Raw genomic sequence first — 18,475 nt, 5'->3', positions numbered from 1 at the left:
AGCCGGATTGCCGTGATTTTTGCCTGATGCCTTGTTCGATACCTGGCGAGGCGACTTGCGAACGAGCGAGCGCCCCGAATCAACCGTCCGATAATATCGGCAAATTGCGCGCTGCCGAAGTCCCCCACGTGCGCGCACCCGCATTGTTCACCGCATTGTTCATATCAAATACGGAGACTGACCGACCATGAGTACGCTACGCCACGACGTCACGATCGAAACCCTGCTCGAACGGCAACGCGGCCGCCTGCCCGATCTGCTGGGCTTTCGCCCGATCGCCCTCGAGCAAGGCCTGCTGCGCGCCGAACTCGACGTGCGCAGCGACCTGCTCGCCCCGAATGGCTTCCTGCACGCCGCCACGGTGATCGGGCTCGCCGATACGGCCTGCGGCTACGCCTGCCTCGCCCACCTGCCGCCCAACGCGAAGAACTTCACGACCATCGAGATCAAGAGCAACCATCTCGGCACCGCGCGCGAAGGCACGATCTCAGCTGTCGCGACGGGCGTGCACCTCGGGCGCAGCACGCAGGTCTGGGACGCCACGGTGAAGGGCCCGGACGGCAAGACCATCGCGCTGTTCCGCTGTACGCAGATGGTGCTTTACTGAGCCGGTCGGCCGCGCTTTTAGCCGCACTGCTTTTAGCCGCGCTTTCAGCCGATCACGCCGAACACCTTCTCCAGATCGAGGCTCGCCGCGAGCGTATCCGCCAGCCGCTCCAGCGACGCCTCGCGCAGCGCCGGGTAGTCCACCGTGCGCGCCTGCGCAAGCCCCGCCCAGCGCACGAGCGCCGCACACGCCTCGGGCGTGTCGAAGAGACCGTGCACGTAGGTGGCGAGAATCTGGCCGTCCGCCGAACGCGCGCCGTCCGGGCGCGTCGCCCCCTCGTCGCCCACGGCAAGCCTCAGCGCCGGGAAATCGAGCGCCGGCCCGTGCGTCTCGCCCATATGAATTTCGTAGCCCGCCACGCGGGCAAGCGCCGCGTGCGCGCCTTCCAGCGCGAGCGCGCCTGTCACGTTCTTCAGCGTCTTCTCGCGCGTGAGCACGGTCTCGTAGTCGAGCCAGCCGAAGCCCTCAACCGCGCCTGGCTCGCCCTCCACGCCATGCGGATCGGCAATCGCGCGCCCGAGCATCTGCATGCCGCCGCAAATGCCGATGACGCGCCCGCCATACCGCAGATGCCGCGCAAGCGCCGTCTCCCAGCCCTGGGCGCGCAGCCACGCGAGGTCGTCGCGCACGTTCTTCGATCCCGGCAGGATCACGAGATCGGCGGCGGGAGGCGCTTCGCCCGTGCGCACATACGTGAAATCGACCTGCGGGTGGGCGCGCAGCGCGTCGAAGTCGGTGTGGTTGCTGATGTGCGGCAGCGCCGGCACGACGACGCGCAGCGTCTCGCCCTCGGCCTGCGCGCCGCTGTGGGCCGCGCCCGGCAACATGTCCTCGGCGTCGAGCGTGAGGCCGTGCAGATACGGCACGACGCCCAGCACCGGCTTGCCCGTCTGCCGCTCGAGCCAGGCGAGGCCCGGTTCCAGCAGTGTGAGGTCGCCGCGAAAACGGTTGATGACAAAACCTTTGACGCGCGCGCGCTCGCTCTCCGAAAGACAGGCCAGCGTGCCGATCAGATGCGCGAACACGCCGCCACGGTCGATGTCGGCCACGAGCACGACCGGGCAATCGACCGCCTCGGCAAAACCCATGTTCGCGATGTCGTTGGCGCGCAGGTTGACTTCGGCGGGACTGCCCGCGCCTTCCACGAACACCGTGTCGTAGCGCGCGCGCAGACGCCCATAGGATTCGAGCACGGCCTCGCGCGCGAGCGGCTTGTAGTCCTGGTACGCGCGCGCGTTGAGATTCATGCGCGCCTTGCCGTGGATGATGACCTGCGAGCCGAGATCGCTATTCGGCTTGAGCAGCACCGGATTCAGGTCGGTGTGCGCCTCGATGCCGGCGGCGACAGCCTGCAGCGCCTGGGCGCGGCCGATCTCGCCGCCATCCACGGTCACGGCGCTGTTGAGCGCCATGTTCTGCGGCTTGAACGGCGCAACGCGCGCGCCCGCGCGGCGCGCGAGGCGGCACAAGCCGGCGACGAGCGTGCTCTTGCCGGCGTCGGAGGTCGTGCCCTGGATCATCAACGTGCCGGTGGGTACACGAGGCACGGCGGGTAGCGTGGCGGTCATGAAGCGAATACGTGGGCCTGGGTTGGTCCTTCGGTGGGCCTGAAAGACACGGGAAAGCGAACGCGCATTATCCCATCGCCCCGCCGCGCCCTGCAGAACCCCAGTGCGACGTTGGCCGAACGGATGACGGTGCGTCCAACTTCAGCCGTTACAATCACGCGATGAATTCGCGCGATCTCACCTTCATCGTCGGCGGCGCACGCTCGGGCAAGAGCGCGCACGCCGAACGCCTCGCCGCCGCAAGCGGCCTGCCGGTCACCTATATCGCCACCGCGCGCGTGACGGACGACATCGAATTCACCGAGCGCATCGCCCACCATCGCGCACGCCGGCCCGCGCACTGGGCGCTCGCCGAAGCGCCGCTCGATCTCGCGCTCGCGCTCGACGCAGCGGCGGCGCCCGGCCAATGCGTGCTGATCGACTGCCTCACGCTGTGGCTCGCGAACCTGCTGTGCCCCGCCGACTCCGACTCGCCCGTGCCCGACTGGCGCGAGCGCCTCGACGCCTTCGCTGCTGCCTGCGAGCGCGCGCAAGGCACGGTGCTCGTGGTGAGCAACGAGATCGGCATGGGCGTCGTGCCAATGGGGGCGGCCACGCGCCTTTACGTGGACGAACTCGGCCGCCTCAATCAGCGCATCGCGGCGCTCGCCGACCGCGCCACGCTCGTCGTCGCGGGCCTGCCTCTCGCGCTCAAAGCGCCGCGCGAGACCTCATGATGCTCACGCTACCCGTTACCGCCGCGCTCGCCGTGGCCGGCGTCGCTGTGGACCGCTGGCTCGGCGAGCCGCGCCGCGCACATCCGCTCGTCGCCTTCGGCCGCTACGCGAACCGCATCGAAGCGCGCCTGAACACCGGCCGCCGCGGCCGTCCGCTCGGCCTGCTCGCATGGCTCGCCGCCGTCGCGCCGCCCGTCATCGTCGCCGCGCTGCTGTGCGCGCTGCTGCCCTGGCCGCTCGCCTGGGCGTTGCATGTCGCGCTGCTCTGGTTCGCGCTCGGCGCACGTAGTCTTACCGAACACATCGCGCCGATCGGCGCCGCTTTGGCGCGGCGCGACCTCGCCGCCGCGCGCGAGCTGACGGGCCGCATCGTCTCGCGCGACACAGCGGGCGCGGACGCCACAGCGCTTTCGCGCGCCGCCGTCGAATCGGCGCTCGAAAACGGCAACGACGCGATCTTCGGCGCGCTGTTCTGGTTCGCGATCGCGGGCGGCCCCGGTGCGCTCGCGTTCCGTCTCGCCAACACACTGGACGCCATGTGGGGTTACCGCACGCCGCGCTTCCTGCGCTTTGGGTGGGCGGCCGCGCGTATCGACGACGTGCTCAACTGGATTCCCGCGCGCCTCACCGCCGCGAGCTACGCGCTGCTCGGCGACACACGCCAGGCGCTGCACTGCTGGCGCGAGCAGGCGCGTCGCTGGGAGAGCCCGAACGCGGGCCCGGTGATGGCCGCGGGCGCGGGCAGCCTGAACGTACTGCTGGGCGGCGCGGCCGTGTATCACGGCACGCTGGAGGAGCGCCCGGCGCTCGGCGCGGGCTCGCCGCCGCGCGCGCAGCACGTGGATGCGGCGCTGCGGCTCGTCGAGCGCACCACCATCCTGTGGCTCGCGGCGCTGCTCGCACTGGCCTTCGTGAGCGTGGCGACCCATGTCTGAGCATCCCGCCGCTCTCGTCGCACACGGCGGCAATCTGCACGAAGCCGCCGAGCGTTACGGCATCGCGTGGGACGCCTGGATCGATCTCTCCACCGGCATCAACCCGCATGGCTATCCGGTGCCGCCCGTGCCGCCAACAGCATGGCGGCGTCTGCCCGACGACGGCGACGGCTTCGCCGCGTGCGCCGCGCGCTATTACGGCGCGCCAGACGCTCACCATGTGCTGCCCGTGGCGGGCAGCCAGGCCGCAATCCGCGCGCTGCCCGCGTTGCTGCCGCTTGCGCGTGTAGCGATCGCGCCGCTCACCTACGGCGAATACGCGCCGGCGTTCGCGCGCGCGGGGCATGAAAACGTGCCGCTCGACGTCGTGCACGACACGCTGCCCGATAGCGTCACGCATGTCGTCATCGTGAACCCCAACAATCCGACGACCACGCATCTCACCGCCGCGCGCCTGCTGCATTGGCATACGCAACTCGCGTCGCGCGGCGGCACGCTGGTGATCGACGAAGCGTTTGCCGATGCGTTCGGGCACGAGCAATCCGAAACGCTTGCGCACGCAACCAATCGCGATGGACTCGTCGTGCTGCGCTCGCCGGGCAAATTCTTCGGGCTCGCCGGCGTGCGCTGCGGTTTCGCACTCGGCGCACCCGCGCTGCTGGCCGCGCTACGGGCGCATCTGGGCGCATGGACCGTGAGCGGACCCGCACGCCACGCCGTCACCCATGCGTTCGAAGACAGTGCGTGGCAAAACGCAATGCGCGTGTGGCTCGCCGCCGAGAGCGCACGCCTCGTTGCGCTGTTGCGCGCTCACGGCTTCGCGCCGCACGCCACGCCGCTTTTCGCGTGGATCACAGACTCGCGCGCGGCAGCGCTGCAAGACGCGCTCGCGCGACGCGCGGTGTGGACGCGCCGTTTTGACGCGCCGGCCAGCTTGCGCTTTGGCCTGCCCGCCTCCGAAGACGAGTGGCAACGCTTCGAAGGTGCGCTCGAACAGGCCGTACGGGCGATCGGCTGATGCGCGCGGCGATCCTCGCGTTATCGATTGCCGTCGCAGCGCTCGGACCCTGCACCGCAAATGCAACCGTCACCGCCATCGACGACACAGGCAACACCGTCACCCTTGCGGCTCCCGCGCAACGCGTGGTGAGCCTCGCGCCTCACGTGACCGAGCTGCTCTATGCCGCGGGAGGCGGCGCGAAACTGGTCGGCGCCGTGGCTTACAGCGATTACCCGCCTGAAGCACAAAAGGTGCCGCGCGTAGGCGACAATCGAGCGCTCGACCTCGAACGCATCGCCGCGCTCAAGCCGGATCTCATCGTGGTCTGGCGTCACGGCAACGCGCAGCAACAGCTCGATCGTCTGCGCGATCTGCACATCCCGCTCTTTATCAGCGAGCCGCATAAGCTCGACGATGTCGCGACCTCGCTCACGCGCCTTGGCGTGTTGCTCGGCACCGAATCCACGGCTCAGGCTGCGGCAAGCACCTACCGGCGCGATATCGCGCAGCTACGCGCACGCTATGCGCAGCGCGCGAGCGTGAGTGTGTTCTACGAAGTCTGGGATCAGCCGCTGATGACCATCAACGGTTCGCACATGATCAGCGACGTGATCGCGCTGTGCGGCGGCCGCAACGTGTTCGCGACGCTCGATCCACTCGTGCCGACAGTTTCCACGGAAGCCGTGCTCGCCGCCAATCCGGAGGCAATCGTCACCGCTTCGCAAGGCGCGACTTCGCCCGACCGCCCGCTGCCGGGCCTCGAGCGCTGGCGCGCCTGGCCCGCGCTTGCCGCCGTTGCACGCGGCAATCTCTTCGCCGTCGACGGCGATCTGCTCACACGCCCCGCGCCGCGCATCGCCCAGGGCGCGGCGCAACTGTGCAAGGATCTCGACCTCGCCCGCTCGCGCAACGCCACGGCGCATTGATTCGATCTCCGAAGCGATTTGCTACGCGTTCCAGTGCGAAAGCAGCCACTGCGCGCTAGAAGCGTCGTAGCGCAGGCAGACGATGGCGCCCATCTCCAGCGGCCAGCGCACGCAGCGCGCAAGCGGCGTGCCGAGCGCGCGCGCCGTGACCGCGCGTATCACGCCCGCATGCGTCACGGCCCAGACGGTGGACTTCTCGTGCGCCTCGAGCGCGCCGAACCACTCGCTCACGCGCGCATCGAACTGCGCAACGCTCTCCCCGCCGTGTTCGCGCGCGTGCTCGAAATTCGCGGCCCATGCGTCGATTTGCGCGCGTTCGATTGCGTCCCAGCGCTGCATCTCCCACGCGCCGAAATCCATTTCAGCCAGGCGTGCTTCGGCTTGCGGCGTGTGGCCGCGCACGCCGGCAAGTACGGCCGCCACGCTCGCGCAGCGCGTGAGCGGGCTCGTTTCAATCCGTTGCGGTTCGCGCACGCCGAGCGCAGCAAGCCGCTCGGCCAGCAGCGCCGCCTGCTGCGTTGCGTCGCCCGCGAGCGCCACGTCGCTCGCGCCGTAGCACACGCCCGCGTCCACAGCCACGGCCGGATGGCGGATCAGAACGAGATCCATGCGAGCCCCACAAGGTAGATGGCGATCTCGAACACCTGCTGCGCGAAGCCGAGACAATCGCCCGTATAGCCGCCAATGCGGCGCACGAAGTAGCGCGCGAGCGCGTAGCGCAGCACGGCGAGCACGACGAGCGTCGCCACGCCCGCGCGCCAGTCAGGCGCACCGGACCACACCGGCCAGAACAGCCACGGCAAGCCGAACACACACGCGCACAGCCACGCGGACACACTCATGCGCTGCGCAACGGGCTTGGCCTTGCCCTCGGGGCGCACGTACTCGAGCGAGACGAGATAGCTGATCGCGCACGCACGGCTCGCCGCATGTCCGGCGATCATCAGCATCGCGGCGCGCGCGGGGGGCAGCGCGGCAAGCGTCTGCCACTTCAGCGCCAGCGCCACCACAAGCCCAATCGCACCGAACGCGCCGATGCGTGAATCGTGCATGATGCGCAGCACGTCCTCACGGGTGTACGCGCCGCCGAATGCGTCAAGGCAGTCGGCAAGGCCGTCCTCGTGGAAGGCGCCCGTCGCGAGCAGCGTGAGCGCCATCGACAGCAGCACGGCCACGCTCGCGGGAAACACGCGCAAGGCGGCGAGATAGACGAGCGCCCCGAGCGCGCCGATCAACGCGCCGACGAGCGGAAAGTAGCGCGCCGCCGCATTGAGCCACGCAGGCTCGAAGCCAACCCAGCGCGGCACCGGCACGCGCGTGAAATAGCCCAACGCCGTGAAGAAATAGCGCAGTTCCGCAAGCGGGTTCATCGCGCGGCGCTCAGGCGTGTCGGTCACTGCGATCGTCGACGCCGGCCGACTCGAAGCTCGCCATTTCGTTCAGGAACGCCACCGCCGCGCGCAGCAGCGGCACGGCGAGCGCCGCGCCGGTTCCCTCGCCCAGACGCAGATCGAGCGTCAGCAGTTCACGCGCGCCGAAGTGATCGAGCATGCGGCGGTGCCCTGCTTCGTTCGATGCATGCGCAAACACGCAGTAGTCGCGCACGTTTGGCGCAAGCGAGTCGGCCACGAGCAGCGCCGAGGTCGCGATAAAGCCGTCCACGAGAATCGCCATGCGCGAGCGCGCCGCTTCGAGGTACGCACCCGCCATCATCGCGATCTCAAAGCCGCCGAACGCGGCGAGCACGTCGAGCGGCTCGCGCGCGTCGGCATGATGCGCGAGCGCCGCCGCGAGCACGTTGCGCTTTTTCGCGAGGCCTGCATTGTCGAGGCCCGTGCCGCGCCCGACGCATTCATCGATCGGCACGCCGCACAGCCGGCTCATCAGGCACGCTGCCGACGACGTGTTCGCAATGCCCATCTCGCCAAAGCCGATCACGTTCGTGCCGAGCGCCGCGTGGTGGCGCACGCGCTCCGCGCCCGCCGCGAGCGCGGCGAGGGCTTCGTCGCGCGTCATGGCGCGCTCGCGCGCGAAGTTGCGTGTGCCTTGCGCGATCGGCACATCGACGAGCGCGGGCGACGGCGGCAGCAGCGTCGCCACGCCTGCGTTGACGACTTCGAGCGTGAGCCCTGCCACACCGCTGAACGCGTTGATGGCCGCGCCGCCCGCCACGAAGTTCGCGACCATCTGCGCGGTCACGGCCTGCGGGTACGGGCTCACGCCTTCAGCGGCAATGCCGTGGTCGCCCGCGAACACGATCATCACGGGACGCGCGACGCTCGGGCGCGTCGTGCCCTGGATCATGCCAAGCTGGCGCGCCAGCGTTTCGAGGCGGCCAAGACTGCCGGGGGGTTTGGTCTTCGTGTCGATGAGGCGTTGCAGTTCGTCGCGCAACGAGATGTCGAGCGGTTCGACGGCGAGCAGTTCGGTAAGCGATGACATCATGGTGTGTTTCGTTTCGAAGTGATGCGGGCGCGAACGGCGCGTTAGTGCGCGCCGTTCGCGCCCGGCGAATGCAATAGGGAAGAAGTCGATCCGAGAGTTGGCGAAAGCGCGGGCACAAGCGCCTCGTGCTCGCCCTCGCGTATCAGCACGAGCGGATGGCCGAATGCAGCGCTCGCGCGCTGCGGCGTGAGCACCTCGCGCACGGGGCCCGCGTGAAAGCCGCCACGGCCGTCGAGCAGGAGCGCGTGCGTCGCGAAACGCCGCGCGAGATTGAGATCGTGGCAGGAAAACAGTACGGCGCGTGCCTCACTTTGCACCCACCGCGAGAGCGCTTCAAGACACGCAATCTGATGATGCAGGTCGAGATGCGCAAGCGGTTCGTCGAGCAGCAGAAGCGGCGCGCCCTGACACAACACGGCCGCAAGCGCGGCGCGCTGGCGCTCGCCGCCCGAGAGCGACAGCACATCGCGCGCGGCGAACGCTTCGAGGCCGAGCATGGCGAGCGCGGCGTGCGCGGCGGCACGATCGGCGTCGCCTTCCCAGCCCCAGCCCGAAAGATGCGGATAGCGATTGAGCAGCACGGTGTCGAGCACGCTCGCGCTGAACGCGTCGCGCTGGTCCTGGGGCATCAGCGCGCGGCGCTGCGCGAGGCGCACCGGTTGCCAGTGTGCGAGCGCGATGCCCTCCACTTCCACGCTTCCCGCCGAAGGCTCGCGCAGGCCTGCGAGCGCGCCGATGAGCGTAGTCTTGCCCGCGCCATTTGCGCCCGCGATGCACCAGATTTCGCCGGCGGCAAACCTTTGCGTGAGCGATTCGACGAGCGTACGCGCGCCGGCTCGCAACGTGAGCGCGTGGACCGCGAGAAGAGGTGGAAGTGTGCCGCTCATCGTGCGCGCCTCGCGAGTAGCATCCACAGGAAAACGGGCACGCCCGCGAGCGCAGTCACAACGCCCACCGGCAACTGCGCGGGCGCAGCCACCGTACGCGCGACGAGGTCAGCGCCCATCACGGCGACGCCGCCCGCGAGCGCGGCGGCGGGCACGAGCATGCGCTGGTCGTTGCCGAACGCGAGGCGCAGCATGTGGGGCACGACGAGCCCAACGAAGCCGATGGTGCCGCCCGTCGTCACGGCGGCGGCCGCCGCGAGCGAGGCGGCAAGATAAATGCCCACGCGCAGACGCAACACCGGCACGCCGAGCGCCTGCGCAGCGGCGTCGCCGCGCAGCAACACGTTGAGCATCGGCGCGGCCGGCACGATGCACGCAAGGACCACGCCAAGCGTAACGAGCGCAGGCCACGGCGCGCCCGCGCCATTGAGGTCGCCCGTGAGCCAGAACAGCATGCCGCGCAGGCGCGTGTCGGGCGCGAGTGTGAGCAGCAGCGTGATCAGCGCGCCCCAGCCTGCCGCCGTCACCGCGCCCGTCAACAAAAGCCGCGGCGAGCTGTCCTGCGGCTCGCCGCGCCACAACTCGCGGCGCGCGAGGCCGAGCACGAGCAGGATCGAAACGAACGCGCCCGCACATGCGCTCGCCTGCACGCCCCACCACGCGACGCCCGCGATCATCGCCACCAGCGCGAACGCGGCAGCGCCGCCGGAAACACCGAGCACATAGGGCTCCGCGAGCGGATTGCGCAACAGCACCTGCAACAGCGCACCCGCCAGCGCGAGCAGCGCGCCACAAGCAAAGCCCGCCAACGCGCGCGGCAAGCGCAGCGTACGCACGATTTCAATCGCCATGTCGGGGGCGCCGTGCGCAGGGGTGAGCGCCGCGAGCGCCTGGGCAAACGTCACACTCACGCTGCCGGTTGCAAGCGATGCGACGAACACCGCGAGCGCGGCCGCAGCGAGCGCGCCCCAGATCATGCACGCGCGGCGTGCGCTCATCGCGCGGCGCGGCAGCGCGTGCAACGGCGGCACAGCATGGGACTCATCGCGGCTCATGGAACGCATCGAGGAACTCAGCAGCGGGTTTCAATCAAACTCACACAGAAAGACAGCAGGGATATCGCTGGCCACGACAGCGTGCAGTATTTTTGTCGCTAAGGATTCTGCATGATGTGTGGCAGAGCGTGGCAAAAGCGGCATGGCAAATGCCGTTCACAAAAGCACTGGCAATGGATCATGAATCCGTGATGTTATAACGCGCGGACCCTGAGCGAGACGACGCGCTGCGCGCGGCCGTGGCAAATTGCGTTCCCGCCCGGCCTATGCAGCACACGTAGCGAGGGATTCGTGCCTGATTCGGGTAAGAAGCCGGGTTGTTACGTCTGGAAACGACACAATCATCAAAATACGCGTTAATCCGCGCTAGAATGCCTGTCTTTAGAGGACGCAGCACATGCTCAACGAACTCGAAACACTCTCACAAAACATCGGGCGGCTGATCGAGATTAATCAGCGCCAACACGAAGCACGCCTCGCACTCGAAGAGCAACTCGCGCAGCTGCGTGCGCAATGCGACGAAACACGCGCCGAACTCGAACAGGTCCGCGAAGAGCGCGCCACGCTGCAAGCAGAGCGCGACGCACTCTCGGCCAAGATCGACGATGCGCAGGTGCGTCTGAACGCGATCCTCGAAAAGCTGCCACGCGCACGCGCTGGTAACGAGCGCGACAACCAGCTCGATCTGCTCGAACCGTCGCAGAGCAACGACGACGACAGCAACGCGGCCCGCCACGGAGAAAATGCATGACCACCAAGCAGATCGAAGCGACGATACTCGGCCAAACCTATCGCCTCGTCTGTTCGCCGGAGACGGAACAGGCGCTGCTCGAAGCCGTGGCACGCGTGGACGCCGAAATGTCGAAGATCCGCAATCACAGCAACGTGCGCGGCACCGATCGCATTGCCGTCATGGCCGCGCTCTCGCTCGCTTCGGAACTGCTGCGCCTGCAAACGAGCGTGCGTCACGGAGAAGCATTCCCAGCCGAAGAAATCCGTCGTACAATGCGCCAAATGAATGAACAACTGGGCGCGGTGATTCACCAGTACGGTGTGCAATAAGCGCTGCAGTACGCTGCGGTTGTAAGAGCTAACGTGCGGTATGATGTTGTTCATCGGTAGCGTTGATTTGTTTAGAAACGCGTGTTTCCAAACACAGCTGCCAAACAGTTTAGTCAGCTTCCCTGCCTGGTTCGCCAAGGTCATATATTCCTTGAACCAATGCCATGTGCACGGTTGCGGAAATTTGTAGCACGGGCGTGCGCGTCACACAGTCTGATGTACCCGAAGTGCTGCTAACTGCGACCAATTCTGAACCCTCGGTTCAGGATGCCGGCCTAGCGGCTATGGCGGGGACCTATTCAAACGGCATCGGACCACAGTCCGATGCCGTTTTCCATTGTGCGGCACGAATTGCGCGTGCATGCCTGCCCCTCTCCCCTTTCGACGTGAACTTCGACTCATGCGCTACTGGCTGATGAAGTCCGAACCCGACGAAGCAAGCATCGACGACCTCGCAAACGCGCCGCAGCGCACGCTGCCCTGGACCGGCGTACGAAACTACCAGGCGCGCAATTTCATGCGCGACACCATGCAGCAAGGCGACGGCGTGCTGTTCTATCACTCGAGCTGCCCCGAGCCAGGCATCGCGGGCATCGCGCAGGTGTCGTCCACGGCCTACCCCGATCCCACGCAGTTCGATCCGAAAAGCCCTTACTACGACGCGAAATCGACGCAAGAGAATCCGCGCTGGATGCTCGTCGACGTCGTGTTCAAGAAGAAGTGTCCGCTGATCGCTCTGGCCGCGTTGCGCGAGCACGAGGAACTCGCGGACATGCGCGTGCTCGCCAAAGGCAATCGCCTGTCGATTACACCGGTCACCACGGCCGAGTGGAACTTCATCACGAAACATCTGATGTGATGCGGCTTTGACGCGGACCGGGCACGCACACAGCATCCGCGCGCGACTTCAAGCACAATCGCGCACAGTCGCGCGCTGTTACGTCGTTGTTTCGTTGCCGTTACGTTGCCATTGCGTCGGCGTTACGATGCCGCACGAGCAGCTCGCGCGCGACGCAAGTTCTGCAAGGAGCCTCAATGAACCGAAAAACCGCCGTCACGCTCGCCGCCGCATTCGCAGCCGCCCTCCCCCTCGCCATGACGCTCGCGCCGGGCGCCGCGTTCGCACAGAGCGACGCGCGTTTCCAGCAACCCTCGGGCGTGCTGTCGCTTTCCGCGCAGGCCAGCGCCGAAGTGCCTCAAGACGTCGTCAACATTACGCTGTTCTATGAACAGGAAGCGAGCGATCCCGCCTCGCTCACGGCCACGCTCAATCAGCGCGCCGACGCCGCGCTGCAACGCGCAAGAGGCGTCGCGGGCGTGACCGCGCACTCGGGCCAGTTCTCGATCTTCCCTTCCACCGATCGCGACGGGCGCATCTCCGCGTGGCGCGGACGCACGGAAGTCGTGCTCGAGTCGCATGATTTCGCGGCGGCGTCGAAGCTCGCCGGTGACCTCTCGTCGATCATGCAGGTCGGCAACGTGCAGTTCTCGCTGTCGCCCGAAGCGCAGCGTGCCGCCGAGCAAAAGCTTCAAGGCCAGGCCATCGCCTCGTTTCGCGACCAGGCCCTCTCGGCCACGCGCGCGTTCGGCTACAACAGCTACACGATTCGCGACGTGAACGTGGGGCACTCGGGCGTGATGCCGCGCCCCATGATGATGATGAGCGCGCGCGCCGCTTCGGCTGACGCGAAGATGTCGTCGCCCGTGCCGCTCGAAGGCGGCACATCCACGGTGACGGTCAATGTCTCCGGCTCGGTGCAGATGAAGTAACGCGCGCCATACAAGCAACACGCAAGCAAAAAAGGCCACGGTAAAAACCGTGGCCTTTTTCATGGGCTAAAACGCGTGGAGCGTATGCGCGTGTCAGCTCTTCGCGCCCGCGACCTGCGCGCTATCGTTGCCGTTCTTGTTTCGATTGGCGCGGCGATACGCCCACACCATCAAGCCGATGCCCGCGATGATCATCGGCAGCGAGAGCCATTGGCCCATCGAAAGGCCGAGCGCGAGCAGGCCGAGGAAGTCGTCGGGTTCGCGGGCGAATTCAACCGTGAAGCGCGCAAGACCATAGCCGATCAGGAACATGGCCGAAATCGCGCCAACGGGGCGCGGCTTGCGCGCGAAAAGAATCAGCACGATGAAAAGCGCGATGCCTTCCAGCGCGATTTCATACAACTCGGAAGGATGGCGCGGAAGCAGGTGGTACTGCGCGAACACTTCGTTCAGATGCCACTGCGCGGCCAGTTGCGGATGCGCGGCAAGCCACGCGGCGTCGTCGTTCGCAGCGCCCGGAAACAGCATGGCCCACGGCGAGTCGGGCGACGTCACGCGACCCCACAACTCGCCGTTGATGAAGTTGCCGAGCCGGCCAAAGGCGAGCCCCGTGGGCACCATCGGCGCGACGAAGTCCGTGACCTGCAGCCAGGTGCGGCCGCGTTGCCACGCGAACAGAACCATCGCGAACGTCACGCCGAGGAAGCCGCCGTGAAACGACATCCCGCCTTCCCACACCTTGAAGATGTCGAGCGGATGCGCGAAATACCAGCTCGCCTTGTAGAACAGCACGTAGCCGAGGCGCCCGCCCAGAATCGTGCCGAGCACACCGTAGAACAGCATGTCGTCGATGTCTTTCGCGGTCCAGCCCTGGGCGGCCACGTACGGCAGACGCAGGCGCAGACGGCCGATCACGATCGCCAGAATGAAGCCGACGAGATACATGAGGCCGTACCAGCGCACGGCGAGCGGCCCCAGATGAATGGCGACGGGGTCGAAGTTCGGGTGGATGAGCATCGTGGATGAAGTCTTGTCGGCGATATCAGTTGAAATCGGGTTGTAAGCAGTTACGCGCCACTGGCTAAACAGGCAAAGGGCGTTGGACGTTTGCAAAGCGGCGAGGTTCGCCGCCGGCGTGTCATGGCGTGACATTATCGCCGACGCGAGTAGGCGCGAACCAAAATGCACGTTGGGCGATGCGCCGCGAGTATAACGGTGACAGATGACGTAGCTGGCACGCCCGCGTTCGCGCTAGCCCTCGCGCCTGTGCAAACCCGCCGTCGCTGCATGCGCCCGCACGATCTCGATAAACGCCGCGAGCACCGGGCTCACCTCGGCCGAGCGCCAGACGAGCCCCGTTTCGATGGCCGGCAGCGCCCCGGCAAGCGGCCGGTACACGACGCCCGTGCGCCGCAGATGGCGCAGCGACTGCGGCACGAGCGCCACGCCCATGCCGGCTGAGACGAGGCTCACGATCGTCTGCATCTGGATCGCTTCCTGCCCGATGAGCGGCGCGAGGCCCGCCGCGCCGTAGCAGTCCATGATGGTGTCGTAGAAACCAGGGGCCAGATGGCGCGGAAAGACGACGAGCGGCGCTGCGGCGAGGTCGCGCAGACTCACGGGCTCATCGTGCCAGTCATCGGCGGCCGGCCCGCCAAGGCGCGCCGACAACGCCGACGGCATTGCGACCACGAGCGGCTCGCGTGCGATCGGCTGGTAAGCAAGCTGAGCCGCGTAGCGCGGCGGCACGGGTGCGATCACGAGGCCCGCGTCGATGCGTCCCGCCACCAGCTCTTCCACCTGCACGTCGCTCGTCGCTTCGGCGAGCTGCAAGCGCACGCGCGGATAACGTGCGCCGAAATCGCGCAGCAAAAGCGGCAGCAAGCCGTAATCGGCGGTCGAAACGAAGGCCAGCGCGAGCACGCCCGCCTCGCCGCGCGCGAGGCTCTGCGCGAGCGGCCGCAGCGCCTCGGCGCTCGCCAACAGGCGCCTCACCTCGGGCAACAGATCGGCGCCCACGGCCGTCAACTCCACCGACCGGCGCGTGCGCGCGAACAACTCCACGCCCAGCGTCTCCTCCAGCGCGCGAATGGCCTGCGAGAGCGGCGGCTGTGTCATCGAAAGGCGTGCCGCCGCGCGGCCGAAATGCTGCTCTTCGGCCACGGCAACGAAATAGCGAAGCTGACGCAGATCGGGGATAGTCGGGTTCATCGGCAGCGGTCTCGCGCGGTTATCTTGTTGATTCTTTTTTCGACTCAATAGACCACGAATAATATATTGGACAGCGTTCTCGCGAAATCGCATGCTTCGACAGACGTGCCGGCGCTCGCCAAACCAGAACCCCCACCCGGCATCCGAGACGAATTCCACCGGAGGTCCCCATGTCCTATAACCGTCGTTCGAAGCACATCACGCAAGGCGTTGCCCGCTCGCCCAACCGTTCGATGTATTACGCGCTCGGCTACGAGAAGGCCGACTTCGACAAGCCGATGATCGGCGTCGCGAACGGCCACTCGACCATCACGCCGTGCAACGCCGGCCTGCAGCGCCTCGCCGACGCGGCCGTCGAGGCCATCAAGCGCGCCGACGCGAACCCGCAGACGTTCGGCACGCCCACGATCTCGGACGGCATGTCGATGGGCACGGAGGGCATGAAGTACTCGCTCGTCTCGCGCGAAGTCATCGCCGACTGCATCGAGACCTGCGTGCAGGGCCAGTGGATGGACGGCGTGGTCGTGATCGGCGGCTGCGACAAGAACATGCCCGGCGGCATGATCGCGCTCGCGCGCATCAACGTGCCCGGCATTTACGTGTACGGCGGCACGATCCGCCCGGGCAACTGGAAGGGCAAAGCGCTGACCATCGTCTCGGCCTTCGAGGCCGTTGGCGAATTCACTGCGGGCCGCATGACCGAAGAGGATTTCGAAGGCGTCGAGAAAAACGCCTGCCCCTCCACGGGTTCGTGCGGCGGCATGTACACCGCGAACACGATGAGCTCGTCGTTCGAGGCGCTTGGCATGTCGCTCATGTACTCATCGACGATGGCCAACCCCGACGAGGAGAAAGTCGACTCGGCGGCGGAATCGGCGCGTGTGCTCGTCGAAGCCGTGAAGCAGGACCTCAAGCCGCGCGACATCATCACGAAGCAGTCGATCGAGAACGCGGTGGCGCTCATCATGGCGACGGGCGGCTCGACCAACGCCGTGCTGCACTATCTCGCCATCGCACATGCCGCGGAAATCGAATGGACCATCGACGACTTCGAGCGCATGCGCAAGAAGGTGCCGGTGATTTGCGACCTGAAGCCCTCGGGCCAATACGTCGCGACCGACCTGCACGCGGCCGGCGGCATTCCGCAGGTGCTCAAGATCCTGCTCGATGCGGGCCTGCTGCATGGCGACTGCATCACCATCACCGGCAAGACCATTGCCGAAGAGCTCAAGGACGTGCCGTCCACGCCGCGCGCCGACCAGAAGGTGATCTTTCCCATCAGCCAGGCGCTGTACAAGGAAGGCCACCTGGCGATCCTCAAGGGCAATCTCGCGACAGAAGGCGCGGTCGCCAAGATCACGGGCCTGAAGAATCCGGTCATCACGGGCCCCGCACGCGTTTTCGACGACGAGCAGAGCGCGATGGACGCGATTCTCGCCGACAAGATCCAGGCGGGCGACGTGGTCGTGCTGCGCTACCTCGGCCCCAAGGGCGGGCCCGGCATGCCGGAGATGCTCGCGCCGACTTCGGCGATCATCGGCAAGGGGCTCGGGGAGTCGGTTGGGCTCATCACCGATGGGCGCTTCTCGGGCGGCACCTGGGGCATGGTGGTGGGCCACGTCGCGCCGGAAGCGTTTGAAGGCGGCACGATCGCGCTGGTGCAGGAAGGCGACTCGATCACCATCGACGCGCACCAGCTCCTGCTGCAACTGAACGTGGACGACGCCGAACTCGCGCGCCGCCGCGCGGCGTGGAAGCAACCGGCGCCACGTTACACGCGCGGCGTAATGGCGAAGTACGCAGCGCTCGCGCGCCCGGCGAATCAGGGCGCGGTAACCGGCTAACGGCGCGGCTAACGGCGCGGCCGAGCGCGGCTAGACGCCGCTCAAACCTTCGCCTGCGATAAAGCAAAGGGCGCACGTCCGGAACGTGCGCCCTTTGCTTTTATAATGCGACGACACAGCCGGCGCACACGCGGGCGGAGACCTGTATGAACAGTAAGTCGCAAGCCAGGAACAAGACAGCGACGCTCGCCGCCGCGCTCGCCATCGGCATTGCCGGCGCGCTCGGGGCCGCCCCGGCCCGCGCGCAGCATGGACCCACCGGCCTCGCGCTCGCTCAGCAGCAGAACTGCATGAGCTGCCATTCGGTCACGCGCAATTTCATGGGTCCGGCCCTGCGCGACGTCGCCGCAAAATATGCAGGCAAGCCCGACGCGCAGACCTATCTCTCGCACAAGATTCTCGAAGGCAGCACCGGCGTGTGGGGCACCGTGCCGATGCCGGCCAATACACAGCTCAACCCAGGCCAGGCGGCCCAGCTCGCGAGCTGGATCCTCACGCTCAAGTGAGGCGTACGGTGTACGGCGCGGCGCGGGGTGACCTCCGGCCGCCGCGCCCACCGCGGAATCAGGCCGAAGGCGGGTGTCCCGCGCGCGCGGCCAGTTCCTCACGCACGGCGGCCTTCACCCAGTTGTTGAGTTCCGTTTCGAGCGCGAGACCGATCTCGCGCGACACCTGACCCACGAGCCAGTTCGAATGTTCCTGCATCGCCGCGCTGCAGCGCGCCTCGATCACGGCGCGGCCTTCGCCGGTGAGCCATGTGAGGCAGCGCCCGCGCAGGCGCTCGACGAGCGCGTCGGCGTCGTGCGCAAAGAGGCCTTCCTCGCGTTCGGCCACGGCCGCCTTCACGGCAGCGGCCGTCGCGCTCTTCGCCTCTTCGACGTTGTGCGCGCGCAGCGGATTGCCGGCCACCATCACCTCGCTCAAGAGCGGGATCGCCTCTTCCGGATCGTGCATGCCGGACATGTTTACCTCCATCGATCGGGGCAGTCGGCCTCGCGCCGGTACGCCTCGCGCGTCCGGCCTCAGCCGCCCTGCTTGTAGTTGTTGAGCGCGTAACCGCGGTCGCGGTAAAAACGATAGCGCTCGCGGCCCGACGCGAGTTCGTCGGGCGCATCGCCAATCACTTCGAGCAGGCGCTCGAAGCGTGCGAATTGAGGCGGGACCTGCGCGCCGAGATTGAGCAGCACACGATGATGCGGCGCACGCTCGAGATCCGTTGCCAGCACGATGGGCGATTCGCCCGCATGCGGGCTCTCCGCCATGCAGTGCGGCACAAAGTCGAGCGGCGAAAAGGTCCACAACATTTCGTCGAACGCGCGCAGGCGCGCGGGCTCGGCCAGCACCACCGCCTGCTGGCCCGCCTGATACGCCTTGCGCACGAGGCGGCACGCATACAGCAGCGAGTCGCCGACGTTCGTGTGGAAATCGATACGCGTCATGCCCACACCA

General features: G+C 67.2%; 21 protein-coding genes and 1 other RNA gene. 12 read left to right on the top strand and 10 right to left on the bottom strand.

What is annotated here, in order from left to right; genetic code table 11:
• Positions 1–187: 187 nt before the first annotated feature.
• Complete coding sequence (locus U5A65_RS24095; protein ID WP_321912735.1) at positions 188–607, top strand: PaaI family thioesterase; 420 nt, start codon at positions 188–190, stop codon at positions 605–607.
• Between the two features lie 44 nt (positions 608–651).
• On the opposite strand, the gene U5A65_RS24090 is transcribed toward U5A65_RS24095, so the two are convergent.
• On the bottom strand, positions 652–2,175 hold the full coding sequence (locus U5A65_RS24090; RefSeq protein ID WP_321947802.1) for a cobyric acid synthase: 1,524 nt from the start codon (positions 2,173–2,175) through the stop codon (positions 652–654).
• Positions 2,176–2,336: 161 nt separating this feature from the next.
• Here U5A65_RS24090 and cobU point away from each other — a divergent pair, with 161 nt between their 5' ends.
• The 4 genes from cobU to U5A65_RS24070 are packed head-to-tail and all read left to right on the top strand — an operon-like array spanning position 2,337 to position 5,752.
• Positions 2,337–2,891, top strand: a complete 555-nt coding sequence (gene cobU / locus U5A65_RS24085) for a bifunctional adenosylcobinamide kinase/adenosylcobinamide-phosphate guanylyltransferase (RefSeq protein ID WP_321947800.1) — start codon at positions 2,337–2,339, stop codon at positions 2,889–2,891.
• A complete protein-coding gene (cbiB, locus tag U5A65_RS24080) occupies positions 2,891–3,826 on the top strand; it encodes an adenosylcobinamide-phosphate synthase CbiB (RefSeq protein ID WP_321947985.1) in 936 nt (311 codons plus the stop codon). The genes cobU and cbiB overlap by 1 nt, the downstream gene beginning before the upstream one ends.
• Positions 3,819–4,844 (top strand): threonine-phosphate decarboxylase CobD, encoded by a 1,026-nt coding sequence (gene cobD / locus U5A65_RS24075; protein ID WP_321947798.1) that lies wholly within the window; start codon positions 3,819–3,821, stop codon positions 4,842–4,844. The genes cbiB and cobD overlap by 8 nt, the downstream gene beginning before the upstream one ends.
• The gene (locus U5A65_RS24070) at positions 4,844–5,752 is read left to right on the top strand and encodes a cobalamin-binding protein (protein WP_321947796.1); all 909 of its coding nucleotides are present in this window, start codon (positions 4,844–4,846) and stop codon (positions 5,750–5,752) included. Before cobD ends, U5A65_RS24070 begins: the two co-directional genes overlap by 1 nt.
• Positions 5,753–5,773: 21 nt before the next feature.
• On the opposite strand, the gene cobC is transcribed toward U5A65_RS24070, so the two are convergent.
• Genes cobC through U5A65_RS24045 form a run of 5 tightly spaced genes read right to left on the bottom strand, consistent with a single transcriptional unit; the run spans position 5,774 to position 10,139 of the window.
• Positions 5,774–6,361 carry an alpha-ribazole phosphatase gene (gene cobC, locus U5A65_RS24065; RefSeq protein WP_321947795.1) on the bottom strand — a complete coding sequence of 196 codons (588 nt, stop codon included), beginning with the start codon at positions 6,359–6,361 and terminating at the stop codon, positions 5,774–5,776.
• Positions 6,346–7,122 (bottom strand): adenosylcobinamide-GDP ribazoletransferase, encoded by a 777-nt coding sequence (locus tag U5A65_RS24060; RefSeq protein ID WP_321947983.1) that lies wholly within the window; start codon positions 7,120–7,122, stop codon positions 6,346–6,348. Before U5A65_RS24060 ends, cobC begins: the two co-directional genes overlap by 16 nt.
• 10 nt (positions 7,123–7,132) lie before the next feature.
• Positions 7,133–8,194, bottom strand: coding sequence for a nicotinate-nucleotide--dimethylbenzimidazole phosphoribosyltransferase (cobT, locus tag U5A65_RS24055; RefSeq protein ID WP_415765567.1), 1,062 nt, complete (start codon positions 8,192–8,194; stop codon positions 7,133–7,135).
• Between the two features lie 44 nt (positions 8,195–8,238).
• A complete protein-coding gene (locus U5A65_RS24050; protein WP_321947793.1) occupies positions 8,239–9,084 on the bottom strand; it encodes an ABC transporter ATP-binding protein in 846 nt (281 codons plus the stop codon).
• Positions 9,081–10,139, bottom strand: coding sequence for an iron ABC transporter permease (locus U5A65_RS24045; protein WP_321936468.1), 1,059 nt, complete (start codon positions 10,137–10,139; stop codon positions 9,081–9,083). The genes U5A65_RS24050 and U5A65_RS24045 overlap by 4 nt, the downstream gene beginning before the upstream one ends.
• 397 nt (positions 10,140–10,536) lie before the next feature.
• Here U5A65_RS24045 and U5A65_RS24040 point away from each other — a divergent pair, with 397 nt between their 5' ends.
• From U5A65_RS24040 to U5A65_RS24020, 5 genes are all read left to right on the top strand, one after another.
• Positions 10,537–10,890: an ATPase gene (locus U5A65_RS24040; protein ID WP_321912746.1), complete on the top strand. Its 354-nt coding sequence runs from the start codon at positions 10,537–10,539 to the stop codon at positions 10,888–10,890.
• Complete coding sequence (locus U5A65_RS24035; RefSeq protein WP_042268772.1) at positions 10,887–11,201, top strand: cell division protein ZapA; 315 nt, start codon at positions 10,887–10,889, stop codon at positions 11,199–11,201. Before U5A65_RS24040 ends, U5A65_RS24035 begins: the two co-directional genes overlap by 4 nt.
• A 116-nt stretch (positions 11,202–11,317) precedes the next feature.
• Positions 11,318–11,499, top strand: a non-coding RNA gene (ssrS, locus tag U5A65_RS24030) — 6S RNA.
• 102 nt (positions 11,500–11,601) lie between these two features.
• Positions 11,602–12,060: an EVE domain-containing protein gene (locus U5A65_RS24025; protein ID WP_201693722.1), complete on the top strand. Its 459-nt coding sequence runs from the start codon at positions 11,602–11,604 to the stop codon at positions 12,058–12,060.
• A gap of 176 nt (positions 12,061–12,236) precedes the next feature.
• On the top strand, positions 12,237–12,971 hold the full coding sequence (locus tag U5A65_RS24020; protein ID WP_321912747.1) for an SIMPL domain-containing protein: 735 nt from the start codon (positions 12,237–12,239) through the stop codon (positions 12,969–12,971).
• Between the two features lie 93 nt (positions 12,972–13,064).
• Here the strand turns inward: U5A65_RS24020 and lgt are convergent, their stop codons facing one another.
• Both lgt and U5A65_RS24010 read right to left on the bottom strand, forming a co-directional pair.
• Positions 13,065–13,988, bottom strand: coding sequence for a prolipoprotein diacylglyceryl transferase (lgt, locus tag U5A65_RS24015; protein ID WP_321912748.1), 924 nt, complete (start codon positions 13,986–13,988; stop codon positions 13,065–13,067).
• Positions 13,989–14,222: 234 nt separating this feature from the next.
• Positions 14,223–15,182, bottom strand: coding sequence for a LysR family transcriptional regulator (locus U5A65_RS24010; protein WP_321947791.1), 960 nt, complete (start codon positions 15,180–15,182; stop codon positions 14,223–14,225).
• A gap of 170 nt (positions 15,183–15,352) precedes the next feature.
• Between U5A65_RS24010 and ilvD the strand changes: the two genes are divergently transcribed.
• A complete protein-coding gene (gene ilvD / locus U5A65_RS24005) occupies positions 15,353–17,026 on the top strand; it encodes a dihydroxy-acid dehydratase (protein WP_321912750.1) in 1,674 nt (557 codons plus the stop codon).
• Positions 17,027–17,172: 146 nt separating this feature from the next.
• The gene (locus U5A65_RS24000) at positions 17,173–17,532 is read left to right on the top strand and encodes a c-type cytochrome (protein WP_321947789.1); all 360 of its coding nucleotides are present in this window, start codon (positions 17,173–17,175) and stop codon (positions 17,530–17,532) included.
• A 58-nt stretch (positions 17,533–17,590) separates the two neighbouring features.
• Here the strand turns inward: U5A65_RS24000 and U5A65_RS23995 are convergent, their stop codons facing one another.
• Both U5A65_RS23995 and U5A65_RS23990 read right to left on the bottom strand, forming a co-directional pair.
• Positions 17,591–17,989, bottom strand: a complete 399-nt coding sequence (locus U5A65_RS23995) for a DUF2486 family protein (RefSeq protein ID WP_321912754.1) — start codon at positions 17,987–17,989, stop codon at positions 17,591–17,593.
• Between the two features lie 59 nt (positions 17,990–18,048).
• Positions 18,049–18,465 carry a DNA polymerase III subunit chi gene (locus tag U5A65_RS23990; protein ID WP_158757228.1) on the bottom strand — a complete coding sequence of 139 codons (417 nt, stop codon included), beginning with the start codon at positions 18,463–18,465 and terminating at the stop codon, positions 18,049–18,051.
• Positions 18,466–18,475 lie beyond the last annotated feature (10 nt).

This window comes from Paraburkholderia sp. J10-1 (genome assembly GCF_905220165.1).
In the GTDB taxonomy this organism is placed as follows: Bacteria; Pseudomonadota; Gammaproteobacteria; order Burkholderiales; family Burkholderiaceae; genus Paraburkholderia.
The sequence above is the reverse complement of the archived record's forward strand: the minus strand, read 5'-3'. Positions and strand labels throughout refer to the sequence as shown.

Excerpts from the sequence above, each read along its gene's own strand:
- U5A65_RS24095 (WP_321912735.1), top strand. The coding sequence starts at position 188 with ATGAGTACGCTACGCCACGACGTCACGATCGAAACCCTGCTCGAACGG.
- U5A65_RS24090 (WP_321947802.1), bottom strand. The coding sequence starts at position 2,175 with ATGACCGCCACGCTACCCGCCGTGCCTCGTGTACCCACCGGCACGTTG.
- cobU (WP_321947800.1), top strand. The coding sequence starts at position 2,337 with ATGAATTCGCGCGATCTCACCTTCATCGTCGGCGGCGCACGCTCGGGC.
- cbiB (WP_321947985.1), top strand. The coding sequence starts at position 2,891 with ATGCTCACGCTACCCGTTACCGCCGCGCTCGCCGTGGCCGGCGTCGCT.
- cobD (WP_321947798.1), top strand. The coding sequence starts at position 3,819 with ATGTCTGAGCATCCCGCCGCTCTCGTCGCACACGGCGGCAATCTGCAC.
- U5A65_RS24070 (WP_321947796.1), top strand. The coding sequence starts at position 4,844 with ATGCGCGCGGCGATCCTCGCGTTATCGATTGCCGTCGCAGCGCTCGGA.
- cobC (WP_321947795.1), bottom strand. The coding sequence starts at position 6,361 with ATGGATCTCGTTCTGATCCGCCATCCGGCCGTGGCTGTGGACGCGGGC.
- U5A65_RS24060 (WP_321947983.1), bottom strand. The coding sequence starts at position 7,122 with ATGAACCCGCTTGCGGAACTGCGCTATTTCTTCACGGCGTTGGGCTAT.
- cobT (WP_415765567.1), bottom strand. The coding sequence starts at position 8,194 with ATGTCATCGCTTACCGAACTGCTCGCCGTCGAACCGCTCGACATCTCG.
- U5A65_RS24050 (WP_321947793.1), bottom strand. The coding sequence starts at position 9,084 with ATGAGCGGCACACTTCCACCTCTTCTCGCGGTCCACGCGCTCACGTTG.
- U5A65_RS24045 (WP_321936468.1), bottom strand. The coding sequence starts at position 10,139 with ATGAGCCGCGATGAGTCCCATGCTGTGCCGCCGTTGCACGCGCTGCCG.
- U5A65_RS24040 (WP_321912746.1), top strand. The coding sequence starts at position 10,537 with ATGCTCAACGAACTCGAAACACTCTCACAAAACATCGGGCGGCTGATC.
- U5A65_RS24035 (WP_042268772.1), top strand. The coding sequence starts at position 10,887 with ATGACCACCAAGCAGATCGAAGCGACGATACTCGGCCAAACCTATCGC.
- U5A65_RS24025 (WP_201693722.1), top strand. The coding sequence starts at position 11,602 with ATGCGCTACTGGCTGATGAAGTCCGAACCCGACGAAGCAAGCATCGAC.
- U5A65_RS24020 (WP_321912747.1), top strand. The coding sequence starts at position 12,237 with ATGAACCGAAAAACCGCCGTCACGCTCGCCGCCGCATTCGCAGCCGCC.
- lgt (WP_321912748.1), bottom strand. The coding sequence starts at position 13,988 with ATGCTCATCCACCCGAACTTCGACCCCGTCGCCATTCATCTGGGGCCG.
- U5A65_RS24010 (WP_321947791.1), bottom strand. The coding sequence starts at position 15,182 with ATGAACCCGACTATCCCCGATCTGCGTCAGCTTCGCTATTTCGTTGCC.
- ilvD (WP_321912750.1), top strand. The coding sequence starts at position 15,353 with ATGTCCTATAACCGTCGTTCGAAGCACATCACGCAAGGCGTTGCCCGC.
- U5A65_RS24000 (WP_321947789.1), top strand. The coding sequence starts at position 17,173 with ATGAACAGTAAGTCGCAAGCCAGGAACAAGACAGCGACGCTCGCCGCC.
- U5A65_RS23995 (WP_321912754.1), bottom strand. The coding sequence starts at position 17,989 with ATGTCCGGCATGCACGATCCGGAAGAGGCGATCCCGCTCTTGAGCGAG.
- U5A65_RS23990 (WP_158757228.1), bottom strand. The coding sequence starts at position 18,465 with ATGACGCGTATCGATTTCCACACGAACGTCGGCGACTCGCTGCTGTAT.